Source organism: Streptomyces sp. NPDC029152, from assembly GCF_055564355.1.
This window is the reverse complement of the sequence record NZ_JBVHWR010000023.1, coordinates 59097-74608: the sequence shown is the minus strand read 5'-3', so window position 1 is coordinate 74608 and position 15512 is coordinate 59097. Positions and strand designations below refer to the sequence as shown.

Sequence of the window (15512 nt, the reverse complement as noted above, 5' to 3'; positions counted from 1 at the left end):
CGGACGTCGTCGGCACCAGCAGTTTCCAGACGATCTCGCGAGATCTACCAAAAAGATCAACGTCACAGGGAGTAGGCACACCACAGAAGTGATGCTGTTGGTGATCTTCACTCGGTTGGGTGAAGTCTGCGGACCCTGGCTGTGTCGATGCCCCGGTGGTGCTGCGCTGGGAAGAGCGGGGCGGTTTCGGCGGTCGGAGGGGTGACCGCGGTGGCAATGGGTTCGGATTCAGGGCGGGTGATTCCGCCGTTGACGGTGCGGATGGCGCGGGCGAGCAATCCTCGTGGCACGGCTGCGATGTGGGTGCGCGATCGGCTGGATGGTTTGTTCACGGATGCCGACTTCGCCGACTGGTATCCGGCCAACGGGCGGCGTGGGCTTGCGCCGGCCCGGCTGGCGCTCGTGTCGGTGCTGCAGTACGCGGAGAACCTCACCGACCGGCAGGCGGCGGACGCGGTCCGCTGCCGTCTGGACTGGAAGTACTGCCTGGGCCTGGAGCTGGACGATCCGGGATTCGACTTCACGGTCCTGAGCGAATTCCGTGACCGGGTGGCCGAAGACGACCGCGCGGACCGGCTGTTGGCGCTGATCGTGAACCGGCTCGCGGAGGCGGGGCTGGTCAGGCGGCGGGGTCGGATCCGCACCGATTCCACCCACGTGCTGGCAGCGGTGCGCCGCCTCAACCGGGCTGAACTGGTGGCCGAGACGCTGCGCTGCGCTCTGGAGGAGCTCGCGCTGCGGGGCGAGAAGTGGCTGGCCGCGCTCGTCACCGCGGACTGGGCGGACCGGTATGGCCGGCCGGTCCGCTATGACCGGCTTCCCCGGGGCAAGGACGCGCTGGCCTCCTGGGTGCTGCAGGTAGGTGAAGACGGGCTGCACATCCTGCGCGCCGTCTATCAGGATGATGCCCCGCCCGAACTGCGGGAGTTGAGGTCCGTGCAGGTCCTGCGGCAAGTATGGGTCCAGCAGTACTGGCACGACGCATCTGGCCAACTGTGCTGGCGGCAGGCGAAGTCGACCCGCGACCGGGCCAGCCGCAGGGCGGTGGAGCAGAGGAACACCGGCAAGAGGTCGGCGGCCGGGCGGCCGGATGCTGATTACGCACGGGTGCCGTGGTCGACGATGGAGATCGTCACCCCGCATGATCCCGAGGCCCGTTACAGCCAGAAGGTCACCGCGGCCGGCCAACGTGACTGGATCGGCTATCGCGACCACCAGACCGAGACCTGCGATGAGACCGGCCCCAACGTCATTGTTCAGGTGGTCACCCGCCCGGCGCCGCAGCAGGACATCGACGCCCTCGACGACATCCACCAACAGCTGACCCGCCAGGGCTTCCGGCCCGTCGAGCACGTTGTCGACGGCGGCTACGTCACCCCGGACAGCATCCACCAAGCGGCCACGAAGTGGCACATCGCCGTGCTCGGCCCGGTCCGCGACGACCCGCAGGCCGCCCAGCGGCCGGGTTTCACCAAGGAGGACTTCCGCATCGACTGGGACAACCGCACCCTCACCTGCCCGAACGGCATCACCAGTCCGCCCTGGAAACCCACCCTGGGCGACGGACACCCCCGGCTGTCCGTCCTCTTTCCGCGCAAGGCATGCCGGGAATGCGACGACCGCCTGAAGTGCACCGGCAACGTCGACGGCAAGGGACGCCACATCTTCCTGCTGCCAGAACCTCAGCAGAAGATCCAAACGCAGGTCCGGAAAGACCAGAAGACCGGCACCTGGCAGCGGCGCTATGCCATCCGCGCGGGCTGCGAGGCCACCGTCTCCGAGACCGTCCACGCTCACGGCCTGCGGCACTGCCGCTACCGCGGCCTGGCGAAGACGCACGTCCAACACGTCCTCACGGCCGCCGGAACCAACATCATCCGCCTCAGCGAATGCTTCCCACCCGGCACCACACCAGTTTCTCTGCCCCGACCGCCCGGCCACTTCCAGCGACTCTGCCAAGGACTGACGTCCTAGAGATCACCAACAGCATCCAGAAGTTGGACCAGAGCCAAAACTCGTGAACATCACCCGACCGTGGAAACAGGCGCCTTCCAAACCCGTGTGCAACCGCCGTCACGAGTCGTGAATAAAGCCACTCCGTTGGAGACTCACGGCCGACGAGGCGGAAGTCGCGGCCCTCCACGACGTGGCGGCCGGCTGCCCGGACCAGACAGTAACGTACGAGCCCGCCGCGTAAACGGCCCGTCGGGCCCTGCTGCCCGGCCAGCACCCGTCCGGCGCCGCGTACCCCTCGCCCTGGTCACCGGCTGCCGGGGCAACCGCGGGGAACCGACTGGCTCCCAGGGTGAGGCTCGCACCCCGGTGCTCCGCCTTCTACGCGCCGGGCGGGGTGAGGGGCAGGTGGTAGAGCGCGGTGTCCATGTCCCGCGCGGTCCAGGCGCTGGCTGGTTCGGGGGCGTGCGCCAGGAGGCGGTCGATGATCTCGAGGTAGCGGCTGTAGCGGCCCCGAGAGTGGGTGAGGGTGATGCCGAGGGAGTGCAGTGCGGTGTGGGCGCGGCGGTCGTAGACGGCCATGCGGTCGGGTGCGGCGGCGGTCAGGACGGCGGAGGCCAGGGCATCGCCGGAGGTGAAGCCGGGAAGCTCGCTCAGGGCGGCCCGGCTGGCCTTTGCTGCTTGGCTGCGGCTGAGGGAGGTGTCGCGCACGGCGAGCATGGCGGCCCCGGTCGCCTTGCGTACGTCGGCGTCCGCGACGGCCATGAGCGCGCCGGCCCAACGGGTGTCGGCGCGCAGGCGCTTCCACAGCAGCAGCGCCCCGATGTCGGCTTTCCCGAGGCTTCCTTCCGTGCGGGCGCGGTGGGCGACCTGGTGAAGGACCTCGTCGTAGTGCGGGCTGACCGCGAGCGTGTAGGCGTCGCGTGCGGCGATGAGCCGCTGCCAGCCGCCGCTGTCGAGCACCGCATCCTGGGCCGTCACGGCTTCCTCTTCCCTTCGATCCGCTGGGGCTGCCTGGCAGGCGCGAGGGCCGGCCGCCGGGATGTGCCTGGCGGCCGGCCCCTCATCCAGGGCGACGGGTGGTCAGCCGTGGTAGGTGATGTAGCCGTTGCCGTCCTTGTCGTTGGCCTTCTTCGTGTAGGAGTGGACGTCGGCGCGGGAGCCGGACGGCTTGTACAGGTAGATGGTGTCCTTGTCGTTGTTCCACATGAAGTTGCAGTTCTGCCGGTAGGCGACGTTCTTGGCGTCGCTGTCGGTGCCGCGGCCGCCGCGCAGGTGCACGTAGTCGCCGGGCTCGAGGGTGTGGTTGGTCTTGAAGGTGTAGGTGTTGCCGGCGGCGTCCTTGACGACGTAGCCCTTGAGGTTGACCTTCGTGGTCTTCGAGTAGTTCTTGATCGTCAGGTACTCGCCGGCGGTGTTGCCGCCGGAGCACTTGTTGGAGTCCCGGCCGGGGGCGTCGTACTGGATGCCCTTGATCTTCAGGGCCGAGGAGTATTCGGCGGCCTGGACCGGAGCGGCCGCGGCCAGGCCGAGCCCGGCGACGGCGGCGGCGGCTGCGGCGGCGGTCAGAGTGCGACGGATGCGCATGAGGAATCCCCCCTCAGTGGTGCCAATGGAGCGCCCGGAGCATATCGAAAGTGATCAGTACGTGGAGAGGGAGTGGTGAGACTGTGACGGTGGAGTTGCCGGCTGCTGACAATGGCTTGCCGGTTGGGAGTTGAGCTGCCACGCCGAGTGCGGCCGACCCGGACGCGGATGACACCCATGGCCTCGTCTTGGCGCCCGCCGCCGACAGCCCCGCCCGGGTGAATGCGGACGATCACGCGAACTGCCGCCATAGCAGGGTGCGTCGTGCCGGTCATGGAAGCGATCAACGATGTGCACGTGTCCGAGCCCGGCCTGGTCGTCGTCGACGTCGCCGCGGCCGACGACGGGACCGCCTTCGCCTTCCATGCGGCGCTGGCCGCGCGGTGGGCGACGACGTCCGTGGAGCGCACCACTCGGGACGCCGGTCAGGCGGGGGTGCGGCTGCGCTGCTACCTCGACCTGCGGCAGTCGTTGGACCTGTCCGGCCCCTGGTAGGGCTGCGGAGCCTGCTGCAGGCAACTCCTCGTGCCTCCAGAAGTTGGAGTGGATGGCTTTATGCGTTCGATCGCCACAACCGCCGTCGCCGTCCTGGCGAATCTTCTTGGTCAGACAGGTGAGCGGGGCACGTTTCGGCAATGGCAGAAGAGGGTCGATGTCCTCCTCCAGACATGATCACAGCATCGTCCCTCACTGAGGGTAAATTCCCGGCCACTCATTGTCTCAAATGATCTTCACAGACGGTTCATAGTGTGTTCATATATACGCACCGCCTCCGTTCCGTTACCCAGAGGCGCTTTCGTGTCTGCAATCAAACGGGAGATTCTATGCGCACCAAGACCAGTGCTGCGGTCCTCGCCGGCGCCATAGCCGTCGGCTCCGTCATGTTCAGCGCGCCCGCCGCTTCGGCCGCCGCCTACTGCAGCTCCTCCGGCTACACGACGACCGGCCTGCCCATCGAGCGGTGCACCAGCCTGTCCAACGGGGTGCTGCTCCACAAGAAGGACTACAACAACCCGACCAGCCTGTGGACCCGGTACGACAAGACTGGCGGATCCACCGTCAGCGTCCGCCTCGGCTACAGCATGTCCGGCTCCACCACCTACTCCTCCTACTTCAACATCAGCTCCGGCGGGAGCGTGACCAAGAGCTGGCAGAAGTCGGGCAGCTACATGTGTTACAACAGCACCGGCGTGCTGAACTACAGCGGCGGCACCTTCCAGACGCCCGCCGCCCACTGCTGAGACCAGCAGCACCAAGGCCCCGCTCCTCGCGGCGGGGCCTTCCTGCTGCCTGTTGCCCTGACCTGGCAAGGACCCAGTGTTTACCGCAATCTTCCAGAACCACTACGGCTACCTGGCCGTGTGCACGCTGGCCGCCCTGGCCTTCGGCAGCGCGGCATGGCTGCTGGCCCGTCGTCGGCACAACCCGTACGGCCTGTGGTGGGGCGGTCTTGTCGCCACGCTCACCGGCGTGTTCGGTGTGACCTTCATGGGCAGTGGCACCGCCAGCGGTCAGTGCGTCATCAACCACGACCTGACCGAGCCGTTCCACACCACGCAGGGACTGTGGAACCTGGCGATGACCGTGCCGCTCGGCCTCTTCGCGCTCCTCGCAGTCCGCCGGGCTGGGCCCGCACTGGTCGGCGTGACCACGCTGCCCCTGGGCATCGAGTTCATCCAGGCCACCGTCGACGGCCTGGGGCGCGTGTGCGACAGCGCGGACGCGCAGATGAACATCCTCGGCGGCCTGGCAGGGCTCGCCGTCGCCGCCATACTGCTGGCCCGCAACGGCACACTCGACTGGCGCGCCGGCGCCAAACCGTCACTGATCGCCTCGGCCGCCATCCTCGTCCTGGCAACCGGCGTGGCGCGCCCCGTGCTCGCCTTCACCCACCTGGACGGGACCGGACTGACGACCGCGGGATCGAAGCAGCGCCAGGCCGTGGAGGAGGCCGTGCAAGAGGCGTTCGGAGACCACTACAGGCTGGGCGACGTGTATGAACAGTCGTGCGGAGGAGCATCCTGCACCAGCGTCATCTTCAACCTGCTCAGCCGGGACAAGGACCATCCCGAGGCATTCAGCAGCGGATCCTTGTCCTGGCCGGACAAGGATCACCTGAACGTGCTCCTCGTGGACAGCACCCGGCCCAGCGTCATGGGCTACCCGGTACCCGGAGCCGGGACGGCCGCCACGGAACAAGAGGCATACCGGATCGCCGAGACGTACATGCGGGAGCACTACCCCTGGGGGACGGGCGCGGTCACGCACAAGACCTACCAGGTCGGCGAGAACGCGGAGCTGGGCTGGATGACGAGCTACCGCTGGCTGCACAACGACGTACTCATGCCCCGGATGCTGGACATCCAGGTCAACAGAGCGGGACAGATATCGCAGGTGGACGTCACGCAGGGCCCGACGAAGGCCGACCTGCCCAAGGTGACACTCGACGCCCGACAGGCCGAGGCGGCGGTACTCGACGGCCTCGTCGCCCAGTACCGGGCCAACAGAGGCGGTGATCTCGACGACGACCAGGTCAAGAAGCAGTACCGAGTCGATGCATTCACCCTCAAAGCAGACAAGCGAGAAGGCGCCTTGCGGCCCGAATGGCTCGTCAACGTGACCATGGCCGAAGAAGAAGGCTCACCCACGGATCCCGAGGCACAGAGCACTGCCGACATGTGGCGGGTGGACGCGGCCAACGGCACCGTCTACGACGGCACCAACACACCGATCAGGACCAGCTGACGAGGAGAACGGGCGCTGAGCAGGCTGACCTGCGGGCGATGATGGACTTCGACACAGGTTCCCCCTGCTTGGTACAGGCACCCCGACGCCACGGCACGAAAGGCCGCAGCGGTCGGATGGTGCGTGGTGCGTGCGCCGCCGGTCGGCCGCGCAGCCACACCCTGCCCCCCCCGTTACCTTCTTCGTGGCTCCGCAATGGGGCCTCCGGCCTTCGGGTCCGGCATGACTTCCCCCCTTGTTGTTGATGATTCGGGGGGTGGTGTCACCGGGCCCGGAGGCATCGACGGACCGCTGATGAGGGGCTTGAGCACCGGCTGCACCCAGGCTGGAAGAGCTCTCCGTAACGTGGATGTGGCAGCTCGGTGCCCTGGCAAGGCCGGACGAAAGCGTGATGGAGGGGCCTGCACGTGATCGATACCGGCGACATCGACGTCTTCCTTGGCCTGGACGTCGGCAAGGGCGAACACCACGCCACCGCCGTCACACCGACCGGGAAGAAGGCGTTCGACAAGCGCCTGCCCAACACCGAACCCAAGCTCCGCGAGCTGTTCGCGAAACTCCAGGCCAAGCACGGAACAGTGCTCGTCGTGGTCGACCAGCCGGCCTCGATCGGCGCCCTGCCACTGGCGGTCGCCCGCGACATGGGCTGTCCCGTCGCCTACCTGCCCGGCCTGACGATGCGGCGGATCGCCGACCTCTACCCCGGCGAGGCGAAGACGGACGCGAAGGACGCGTTCATCATCGCCGACGCCGCCCGCGCGATGCCCCACACTCTGCGGGCGATCGACGGCGAGGACGAGACGATCGCCGAGCTGGAGATGATCGTGGGCTTCGACGACGACCTGGCCGGCGAGGCCACCCGGGTTGCGAACCGGCTGCACGGCCTGCTGACCCAGGTCCATCCGTCGCTGGAACGGGTGCTGGGACCGCGGTTGCAGCACCCAGCCGTCCTCACCCTGCTGGAACGGTTCGGGTCACCGGCCCAGATCCGCAAGGCCGGACGCCGGCGGCTGGTCACCCTTCTGCGGCCGAAGGCTCCCAGGATGGCTGAGCGGCTGGTCGAGGACACCTTCACCGCCCTGGACGAGCAGACCGTCACCGTTCCCGGCACCGAGGCGGCCGCGTTGATCGTCCCAAGCCTGGCCGGCTCGCTGACGGCCGTGCTTGACCAGCGGAAACTCTTGGCTGGACGGATCGAGGAACTGCTGGAGGCCCACCCTCTTTCGAAGGTCCTGACGTCGATGCCGGGAGTCGGCGTCAGGACGGGAGCCCGCATCCTGATCGAGGTCGGCGACGGCAGCACCTTCCCGACCGCAGGCCACCTCGCCGCCTACGCCGGACTCGCCCCGGCGACCCGGAGCTCAGGTTCCTCGATCCGCGGTGAACAGCCCTCCAGAAGAGGCAACAAGCAGCTCAAACGGGTTTTCTTCCTCTCCGCGTTCGCCGCCCTGGGCGACCCGGCATCCCGGGCCTACTACGACAAGAAAATCGCCCAGGGCAAGCACCACACCCAAGCCCTGCTCTGCCTCGCCAGGCGCCGGGCCGACGTCCTGTTCGCGATGCTCCGGGACGGGACCTTCTACGAACCGCAGCCGTCGGCCGCGGTCACCTGACCTGCGGGTCTGCGAGGAGAACGACTCGATCTGCCTCGACATCGAAGCCGAGGACCGGATGGCCATAGTCGCCTTCCGGGTCCATCAGCACCGGCTTGCCCAACCGCCGCCCGATCTCCCGAAGGAAGCCGCAGAACACATCAAGTCGCTCCTGGCCCTGCAACTCGCGCAGGTCGACGTCGCAGTCGACTTCATCGTCGGCATGAAAACGGAAGATCGCCAACACATCAGGCGTCGGCCAGACCCGCAGGTCCGGGCACTCGGCATCCGCCGGCCGGGACAGCACGGCCTCCGCCCGGGGCACCGGAAGCACCGTCTCTCCCTCGTAGTACTGGCACTTCCAGTCCTTCTCCGCGACAAGATCGAGGACCGCCTGCCAGTCCTCCACCGAGGCATCCGGGACACGCACGTCCGGCAGCGACCCCATCAAGTCCGGGTCGAAGAAACACTTCACGTCATCCCACAGCAGATCAGCCACCCCGACATGCTGCCCGGCCCACCGACCCGACGCACCCCCGTTTCCCTTGACCAAAGACATAGGGGCACCCCCCCACGACCGGCGCATGGAGAAGACGTGAACGCTGTTACCGATCCCCCATCGCGCCGTAACGCTCGCCTGCAACGCCCACCTATGTCGCGAACGCACCGGGTTGACGTGCCCACACGGCCAGAGCCCGCTCCAGCATTGGTCTCACGACCCCAAGCGCCAGGCCACGCCACCCCAGCCGCTCGGCAGCGTTCACCCGAAAGTGAGTAACGACGTCTCGAGCCTCGCTTGGCCCCGGATGTGAAGAAGTCCCGCTCCCGACGTTGCAGGGGGCGGGACGAGGTGGAGCGCCGGGCAGGCCTTGCACCAGCATTTTCCCGCAGGAAGCGGAGCGTCCTCGTGACATCAGCTGTCGGAAGACTGGGTGCTGTCATGCGCCCTTGAGGGGGGTGATGGTGGCGGGCGGGAGGAGGGTGCGGTGGCGTAGGGCTTGGGTGATGGCGGTGAGTGTGCGGCGGCGGTGGGGGCTTGTCGGGTGTGCCTGTTGTGCGTGCTTGTGGAGGAGGCGGGCACGGCCGTCTTCGACGGTGTGGTCCTCGGTGAGGACTTCGCTGAAGGTCTTCATGACGGCGTCGGGTCCCGCGATGCCGTCCGGTCCGGGGGTGATGGGCTGTGCGGTGGCGTCGTCTGCAGGGGTGCTCGCGGTGGCGGGTGTTGCTGCAGGGCAGGTGGGTGGCGGCTGGAGGGCTGTGTCGGGGGCGGCTTCGTGGTGGGCTTCGTGGAGGAGCTGGTGGAAGTGGTCGGTGTCGCCGCCCAAGAGCTGGACGAAGGTGTGCAGGACACCGGGCGGAGGCAGGACGGTGGCTTCGAGGAGGGAGGCGACGGTGCCGGCGGTGAGCACCCAGCGGCTGGCGACGGCCACGTCGATCGGGGTGGGCCGGCCTGCGCGCAGGTGCAGGGTGTGGATGGCGGCGCGGAAGCGTTCGGCGGCGGACAGGCCGGGGTCGTCCGGGCCGGAGGTGCGGACGCCGGCCTTGTAGCGGAGCTTCTCTGATTCCCACACGGTCCGCAGCACTTCCGGGTCGGCGCCGCAGGCCTGGGCGAACTTGCGGGTCAGCTCCCATGTAGGGATGCGTTCGCCGGACAGGATGCGGGACAGGTAGGAGGCGGAGCAGCCGATCCGGCTGCTGACGTCCTTGTTGGTGAGCTGGGCAGTGCGGATCAGCATGGACAGGATCGGTGAGAGCCGGTTGTAGGCGGCTCCCGACGACTCGACCGGCGATGTCTGCTGGTCCAGTCCTTCGCCACCGCCGCGTTCGCCAGCCATGTCGCCGGATTCGCTGCCCGGGTCACCGGACCCGTCGTGAGCGCCGCCGACAGGGGTGGAGAAGAGGGCGGCGAGAGAAGTCGGGGCGGTCTCAGAACGGTTGAACCGGGAGATGCGACGGAGGACATAGCGGTCGGTGTAACGATGGCGGGCCGTGTCCTCACTGATCCCCAGGGTGGCGCTGACCGTAGCCCAGGTGACACGCCGGTAGCGGGCCCGGCCGACCACCGCCGCGGTCATCCCGTCCAGCTGCTCCTGGAGCTGGACGATGCGACGCAGGGGCTCCTCGCCGCCCAGGGACGGCAGAAGCCGCGCGAGGTCGCGGGCACCGTCCTGGATGTCCCGCGCGATCTCAGCGAGCAGTTCGTCCCCGGCACACGGACCGTACCCGGCCGTGCGCACGGCCGACGCGGACCGGGGCGCCGGCTGCTCCACCGCCGGCTGCGGCTCCGTCTGCGTCAGGTGCGCCCTGCTGCTGGCCGTGGCGCCGGTGCTGAGGCGGCGCCGGTGGGCGGCCTGGCGGCAGGAGTCACCGCAGTACTTCCGGGGGCGTCCCTTCCCTGGGCCTGAGCCGAGAGGGGAGCCGCAGAACTCACAGGTGTCACTCACAGTTGCATCCGTCCGTAACGAAAAGGGTTCACAGCGGGTTGCGTGGCGCTGATACACCCGAAAATCCCCGGGTTTTGTCACAGCGCCGTGCCCTGCGGGAGCGGGCCGGCCTCGTCGGCGGTCCGTACCCCGCGGAGCCGGCGGGAGGGAGCCGACAGATGCCGGCTCCCTCCCGCCGGCGGCCTCTCAGTGCCGGTGGCGGCGGGTCTGGACGAGGCGGAGCAGGATGCCCGACACCCCGGCACCGAGGAAGGTGGCGACCTCGGAAGAGACGGTCACCTGAATCGGCGGGCGGAAGATGAGCACGTACCCGATGAACACAAGCCCGATGAACGCGGCGACGGCACGCTTGCCAAAGCGGTTCACGTCACGGAACTTTTCGTTACGGACATTACGCTTACGACGAGCGAAGCGGCCGGAAGGTTGTTTCGCACTGCGGCGCCGGCGGGTAGATCGTCCCACAGGGCACTCCCTTTCTGGATTGCCGTTAGGCGTGCGGGACCCCGGACGGGGTTTGGATGCCGATGTACGAGGTCCCGCACGCAACCTGAGGGTGACGCTACCGACACAAAGTGCGATAAGCGAGTCAGCCAAATGCCCCATCAGGGGGCAAAATTCTGGTTGCCCCAGGACAGCAGATTTTCGTTTCTGCGGGGCCCGAAATCTCCCTGAATTTCGTCTACCAGCACCTCAGGCGCGGCCACCTCCCGACCCTGATCAATCTCTGTCAATCCCTGTCACATGATCGCTCCTGGAGTGATCATGTCGAACAGGAGGAAGAGCGCTGGGTGCAACAACATGCTCCAAAGCGTGTCTCATTCGGTCGAACGTAGGGCTTAGCACGACCGAGAAGATGCAATTGCGCGATCACAAGTAGACATAGATATATGCCGCGCAGGGCTCGATCTACCGACGCGCAGCCCGAGTCCGCGGCCCACCCCACGACAGCCGGACCGGGGGCCTGCGGCCGCACCAACCGAACCCACCCGTCCCAGCAGGGTCAGCCCGCCAGCCTGTGAACAGAGGACACAGAACTCTCCACCCTGAGCCGGAACGGATGAATCGGGGCTGCAAGGGTCAAAGCGGGCCCTCTTGTCCAGGGTGGCCGCTTCCAGAGAGCGTCATCACCTTCACCCGCACGGCCAATGCCCGCCGCCGCGCCTTCGAGGCCCGGCAGAAGTCGGAGCAGCCGGCCGACGTGGTCAAGCCTGTCGATCAGCAGCAGCACCACGCGAACCGGCCCGACCACGGCAGGGGAGCGGGCCGTGACCGGTAAAGGATGGCAACCGGCCAGGGCGTGGCCGATCTGCGACTTCACCCGCGAGCCCCGGCGGGCCGAGCTGAGAATCAGGGGCATTGGCACCCCGTTCCCGCGGCCGCGCCCCGGCCCCCGGCATCCGCATTGGAGCGCCACGTTGCCCTACGAGGCCCGCGATCTGAACCTGACCGACCCGACGAAGGGCTACCTGAACTTCGTCCTCTACACCGAGCCCCAGCGCGGCGCCGTCACATCGTCGCTGAACGCCGTACTGAACATCGAGGCGCAGCAGACCGTGACACCTCACTTCCAGGAGTGGCTGAACAGGCTGGTGCGCTGCGAGCCGAACGCGATGCACTGCACACTCGTGGACCCGAAGAAGATCCCGGCCCTGTTCCACCCGTGCGTCACGGAGGACAAGGCCAGCCCGTCGGCCATCGACGGATCGGGCTGCCTGTGCCGCCGGACCTTCTACGATCCCGAGTTCGGGCTACCCGTCGTGGGCGAGCACTTCAAGCACGCGGGCACCGGCGGCACGGACCAGTGGAGCTACAAGACGTACGCCCCTCTCGAACTGCGACCGGACGACGTCTTCAGCCGCTTCTACACCGGCCGCAGTCTGTTCTGGGCCCGGACGGACAAGGGCGTGCTCTCGCTCCTTCCGCAGAGGAACGCCCTGGGCTACGAGATCGGGTACAGCGGCGGCGGCCCGCACGCCCTGGCCGCCTACCTCACCCAAGTCGCCACCAGCGACGGGCAGCACACGACCGCCGGGGCCCAGTACGAGGACGCCCACCCGGCGATCCTCGCGTGGACGCAGAGCAAGGCGGCGGACCGCGGCACGAACGAGCTGTCGCTCAGCGACCTCCAGGCCATGATGGCGAGCTGACCGCCGACCGCTGACCGCGCCGGCGTCCACGGACCAGATGTTCGTGGGCGCCGGCGCTTTCGCATCCTCGAGGGCCCCGGAGCTCTCGTGCAGCGCCTGCAGACCCGTCCGTCCGGATGGCCAGCGGGAGCGTGATGCGGATCACGGGCGGGCCGTACTGTGCTGCGGGCCGCGAGAAGGGCGAAGGCGTGAGGACCGGGGACTTGCCCGGCGCCAGAGAACGGACCGACGTCCATGACCCCGCTCTACCTTTCCGTGCTCGCCCTTGTGCTCCTGTGGAGCCTGGCCGCGTACGCCATCCGCCAGGCGCCCGCCGGCGACGTCCGCCGCGTCCTCCAGATCGGGACCCGGGCCGTGGTGGTGCTCGCGCTCGGCTCCCTCGGAGTGCTCCTGGTCGACCCGGCTGACGTGCCGAGCGTCCTGCGGGCCGTCCTGGCGCGGTTTTGAGGGTCAGCCCCCCTTGACCACCCGCTGGTCAAGGGAGCGGTCAAGGGGTCACGGCCCTGAAATCGCAGGATCACCCGCCAGCGACTCCTCATCGCAGCCGCAGGTGAAGGGGCCGCACTGCTTGCTGAACCACATGCGATCCACCAGTGGCACGTCCTGCATCTGGTCGGCGAGGACCTGGCCCTCGCTGTCGATCCGCGCGAACGGGGCCCCGTACTTCGCGCGGCACCTGCTACACCGCGCATCGAAAAAGTACGAGATCTCGGTGTGCTGGTCGACGGGGACCACGGGATAACTGGTGCCGCCGTCGTGGAGCTGGACGGTGAAGCCTTCGGCGCAAGTGCAGGACATGGCGGGATGGTCCCAGCGGCCGGCGGCTCGGTCGGCCTCACGGCGCGGCGCGTAAGAGGGATGCCGGAGGTTGACGGCGGCCGGTCACCGCCCTGGAGCCGGAGGCGGGGCGGCGCGGAGCCTCGCCGTCCAGCACCCGCCCCGCCCGCTGCACTCCGCCCGGACGCTGTTGCGTCGGCCACGGACAAAACCACCCTGCAAGGGTTGGTCAAGGCGGAAACGGACACCTGCCGGGGTTGGTCGTCAGACCGCGGACAAGGGGTCCTTCCTCACGGTAGCCCCGGCCTGTGCGCACATCCGCGCGCGGGCCGGACGACTACCGACCCGGCCAGCAGGCCGGAGGAACGAGGACACCGTGCCAGCCCCCGACCAACCCACCCTTTCCCGCCCCCTTGCGCGGCCGCGATCCTGGAGCCCCACCCCTCGCGCCGTCTTCGCCCGGCCCGGCCGCGCCCGCCGGGTCGGCTGCTGGGCAAGCCCCGGTGAGGCCCTGCCGCCGGCGCTTGCGTTCCCACTACCGAAGCCACTTCCGTGGCCGACAGCCGCACCACCAGCATTTCCCCTTGTCAGCGCGGGTTCTCGGGCCCGCGCCGGATCGTCACAACCCTCTTCCCTCCCCTATGACCTGAGTTGGTTGTCGGTGGTGGGGGAGATCATCGGGTCCGGGGGCCCGGTCCCCTCCACGGCCGGGGGCCGGCGCCCGGCCGCTGGCCGGTCGCGGACGACGGGAGGGCGAGCCTGATGGCGGGCAAGCGCAAGGAGAACGAGGCCGGATCGAGCAACGACCTGCGCGCGGATGTGCTGCGCGTCCTCGGGGTGCTCAAGGTCGCCACCGCCGATCAGATCCAGCGGCTGTCCTCGCCGCACCTGACCTACCGGCACACCCTCAAGCCAACCCCAGCGAAGCGGAAGGAAGCCCGGACCGCTTCCCACCGGGCTGCGGTGAGCGACCTGCGGCGTCACGGGCTGGTCGTCGACGGCGGCCGTACGCGGGGAGGGGAGGAGACCCGACTGCTCACGAAGGACGGTCTGGCCGCCGCCGCGATCGACCTGGACCGTGAGATAGAGGAGATGGGCGGCATGCCCAAGAGCGCGGGCCGCTCCGGCGCCTCGCACCCGATGACGGTGAACGAGACGGTCATCGCGCTGATCCGCCCGAAGCCCGACCTGGACCTGGTCGCGGGGGAGCCGGCCGAAGCGGTCGCGGCCGCGCGGACCGCCGCCCGTGCACCCGACGGGATCGGCACCCTCGCCTCCTACGCCACCGAGGTCGCGCTCCCGGTGAAGGGCACCTGGAAGAACCCCGCGATCGGCAGCGCCCGCGCCGACGTCGTCCTGACCGCCCCGGAGGCCGGGGTGCCGCTGCTGTTCATCGAGGTCGACAACTGCACCGAGGAAGCCGTCCTCATCGCGGCCAAGTTCGACAAGTACGCCCGGTTCTTCCAGCGGCAGGAGAAGGACACCGACGGCATCGAGAAGCCGCTGTGACGCACCCGCTGGTCCGCACCCCCCTGCGATGAGTACGAGCGGGTGCACCCGCCGGTCCTGCTCGTCTTCCACCAGGCTGGCCAGCGCACCGCCAAGAACCAGATGGCCCGGGTCGCCGACCTCACCCGCCACCACTGGCAAGGGCGGTGGCATCCCCAGGGCGGCTACCACTCCTACGACCGCTGCATCCCGATCGTGGCGACCACGCTGGAGGAGCTGCGCGCACACGGCCCGGCCGGGCCCGCCTTCTGGCGCTTCGGCCGCGACCACCGCGCCCCGCTGCTGGACGCGATCGGCAATGCCCGCCGGGACGCCTACCTCGCCCGCCGTCGCCAGGCCGCCCGGGAAGAACAGCGGCGCCGTGAGGAGCGGGAAGCCGCACAGCGGGAGGCGCGGCGGCCGGTCTGCGCGGACTGCGGGCGGAAGTTCACCGACGACCGGTGGGAGGCGATCGGCTACACCCGGGACTGGAGCAAGCGCCAGTCGCACCCGCACCTGTGCGAGGACTGCCAGGACCGGGCTGTCGCAGCGGAGCAGCAGGCTGAAGCTGACGAACGCGAGCGCCAGGAGCAGGAGCGCCTGCGTCAGGAGGCAGAGGAACAGGCCGCCGCGCAGAAGGCCGGCGGCTGGCTCCCCCGCTTCCGCACCTGACCCGGGCAAACCGCGGCCACCGACCACGCGGGCAAGCCCAAGGCAGTGCTGGGCAAGCCCGCGTTGTCGGTGGCGGCTGCAATGCTGATCAGATGAACGGCGATGAG

15 protein-coding genes are annotated in these 15512 nt (G+C 68.7%); 9 read left to right on the top strand and 6 right to left on the bottom strand.

Features of this window, described 5'->3' with window-relative positions; all coding sequences use genetic code 11:
• The first annotated feature begins 201 nt into the window (after positions 1 to 201).
• On the top strand, positions 202 to 1974 hold the full coding sequence (locus ACZ4V6_RS32045; RefSeq protein ID WP_467834160.1) for an IS1182 family transposase: 1773 nt from the start codon (positions 202 to 204) through the stop codon (positions 1972 to 1974).
• Positions 1975 to 2334: 360 nt separating this feature from the next.
• Here ACZ4V6_RS32045 and ACZ4V6_RS32040 read toward each other — a convergent pair whose 3' ends face one another.
• Together ACZ4V6_RS32040 and ACZ4V6_RS32035 are read right to left on the bottom strand one after the other, a co-directional pair.
• Complete coding sequence (locus ACZ4V6_RS32040) at positions 2335 to 2934, bottom strand: hypothetical protein (protein WP_467834158.1); 600 nt, start codon at positions 2932 to 2934, stop codon at positions 2335 to 2337.
• Positions 2935 to 3036: 102 nt separating this feature from the next.
• On the bottom strand, positions 3037 to 3540 hold the full coding sequence (locus ACZ4V6_RS32035; RefSeq protein WP_467834156.1) for a lamin tail domain-containing protein: 504 nt from the start codon (positions 3538 to 3540) through the stop codon (positions 3037 to 3039).
• Positions 3541 to 3813: 273 nt separating this feature from the next.
• On the opposite strand from ACZ4V6_RS32035, the gene ACZ4V6_RS32030 reads away from it, so the two are divergent.
• From ACZ4V6_RS32030 to ACZ4V6_RS32015, 4 genes are all read left to right on the top strand, one after another.
• Positions 3814 to 4035: a DUF6207 family protein gene (locus ACZ4V6_RS32030; RefSeq protein WP_467834154.1), complete on the top strand. Its 222-nt coding sequence runs from the start codon at positions 3814 to 3816 to the stop codon at positions 4033 to 4035.
• 329 nt (positions 4036 to 4364) lie between these two features.
• Positions 4365 to 4781 carry a hypothetical protein gene (locus ACZ4V6_RS32025; RefSeq protein ID WP_467834152.1) on the top strand — a complete coding sequence of 139 codons (417 nt, stop codon included), beginning with the start codon at positions 4365 to 4367 and terminating at the stop codon, positions 4779 to 4781.
• Between the two features lie 76 nt (positions 4782 to 4857).
• A complete protein-coding gene (locus ACZ4V6_RS32020) occupies positions 4858 to 6285 on the top strand; it encodes a VanZ family protein (protein ID WP_467834150.1) in 1428 nt (475 codons plus the stop codon).
• Between the two features lie 407 nt (positions 6286 to 6692).
• Positions 6693 to 7898, top strand: a complete 1206-nt coding sequence (locus ACZ4V6_RS32015) for an IS110 family RNA-guided transposase (protein WP_467834148.1) — start codon at positions 6693 to 6695, stop codon at positions 7896 to 7898.
• Here ACZ4V6_RS32015 and ACZ4V6_RS32010 read toward each other — a convergent pair.
• The 3 genes from ACZ4V6_RS32010 to ACZ4V6_RS32000 form a co-directional block, all read right to left on the bottom strand.
• Positions 7891 to 8376, bottom strand: coding sequence for a hypothetical protein (locus ACZ4V6_RS32010; RefSeq protein ID WP_208868869.1), 486 nt, complete (start codon positions 8374 to 8376; stop codon positions 7891 to 7893). The two genes, ACZ4V6_RS32015 and ACZ4V6_RS32010, sit on opposite strands and share 8 nt — an antisense overlap.
• A gap of 439 nt (positions 8377 to 8815) precedes the next feature.
• Complete coding sequence (locus ACZ4V6_RS32005) at positions 8816 to 10321, bottom strand: helix-turn-helix domain-containing protein (protein WP_467834146.1); 1506 nt, start codon at positions 10319 to 10321, stop codon at positions 8816 to 8818.
• Between the two features lie 186 nt (positions 10322 to 10507).
• On the bottom strand, positions 10508 to 10783 hold the full coding sequence (locus ACZ4V6_RS32000) for a hypothetical protein (protein WP_467834144.1): 276 nt from the start codon (positions 10781 to 10783) through the stop codon (positions 10508 to 10510).
• A 953-nt stretch (positions 10784 to 11736) separates the two neighbouring features.
• Here ACZ4V6_RS32000 and ACZ4V6_RS31995 point away from each other — a divergent pair.
• Both ACZ4V6_RS31995 and ACZ4V6_RS31990 read left to right on the top strand, forming a co-directional pair.
• Positions 11737 to 12468, top strand: a complete 732-nt coding sequence (locus ACZ4V6_RS31995; RefSeq protein WP_467834142.1) for a hypothetical protein — start codon at positions 11737 to 11739, stop codon at positions 12466 to 12468.
• Between the two features lie 234 nt (positions 12469 to 12702).
• Positions 12703 to 12915 carry a hypothetical protein gene (locus tag ACZ4V6_RS31990; protein ID WP_467834141.1) on the top strand — a complete coding sequence of 71 codons (213 nt, stop codon included), beginning with the start codon at positions 12703 to 12705 and terminating at the stop codon, positions 12913 to 12915.
• 48 nt (positions 12916 to 12963) lie between these two features.
• Here ACZ4V6_RS31990 and ACZ4V6_RS31985 read toward each other — a convergent pair whose 3' ends face one another.
• Positions 12964 to 13266: a hypothetical protein gene (locus ACZ4V6_RS31985; protein ID WP_467834139.1), complete on the bottom strand. Its 303-nt coding sequence runs from the start codon at positions 13264 to 13266 to the stop codon at positions 12964 to 12966.
• A gap of 741 nt (positions 13267 to 14007) precedes the next feature.
• On the opposite strand from ACZ4V6_RS31985, the gene ACZ4V6_RS31980 reads away from it, so the two are divergent.
• Both ACZ4V6_RS31980 and ACZ4V6_RS31975 read left to right on the top strand, forming a co-directional pair.
• A complete protein-coding gene (locus tag ACZ4V6_RS31980; protein WP_467834138.1) occupies positions 14008 to 14754 on the top strand; it encodes a replication-relaxation family protein in 747 nt (248 codons plus the stop codon).
• A gap of 42 nt (positions 14755 to 14796) precedes the next feature.
• On the top strand, positions 14797 to 15405 hold the full coding sequence (locus ACZ4V6_RS31975; protein WP_467834136.1) for a hypothetical protein: 609 nt from the start codon (positions 14797 to 14799) through the stop codon (positions 15403 to 15405).
• The last annotated feature ends 107 nt before the right edge of the window (positions 15406 to 15512 follow it).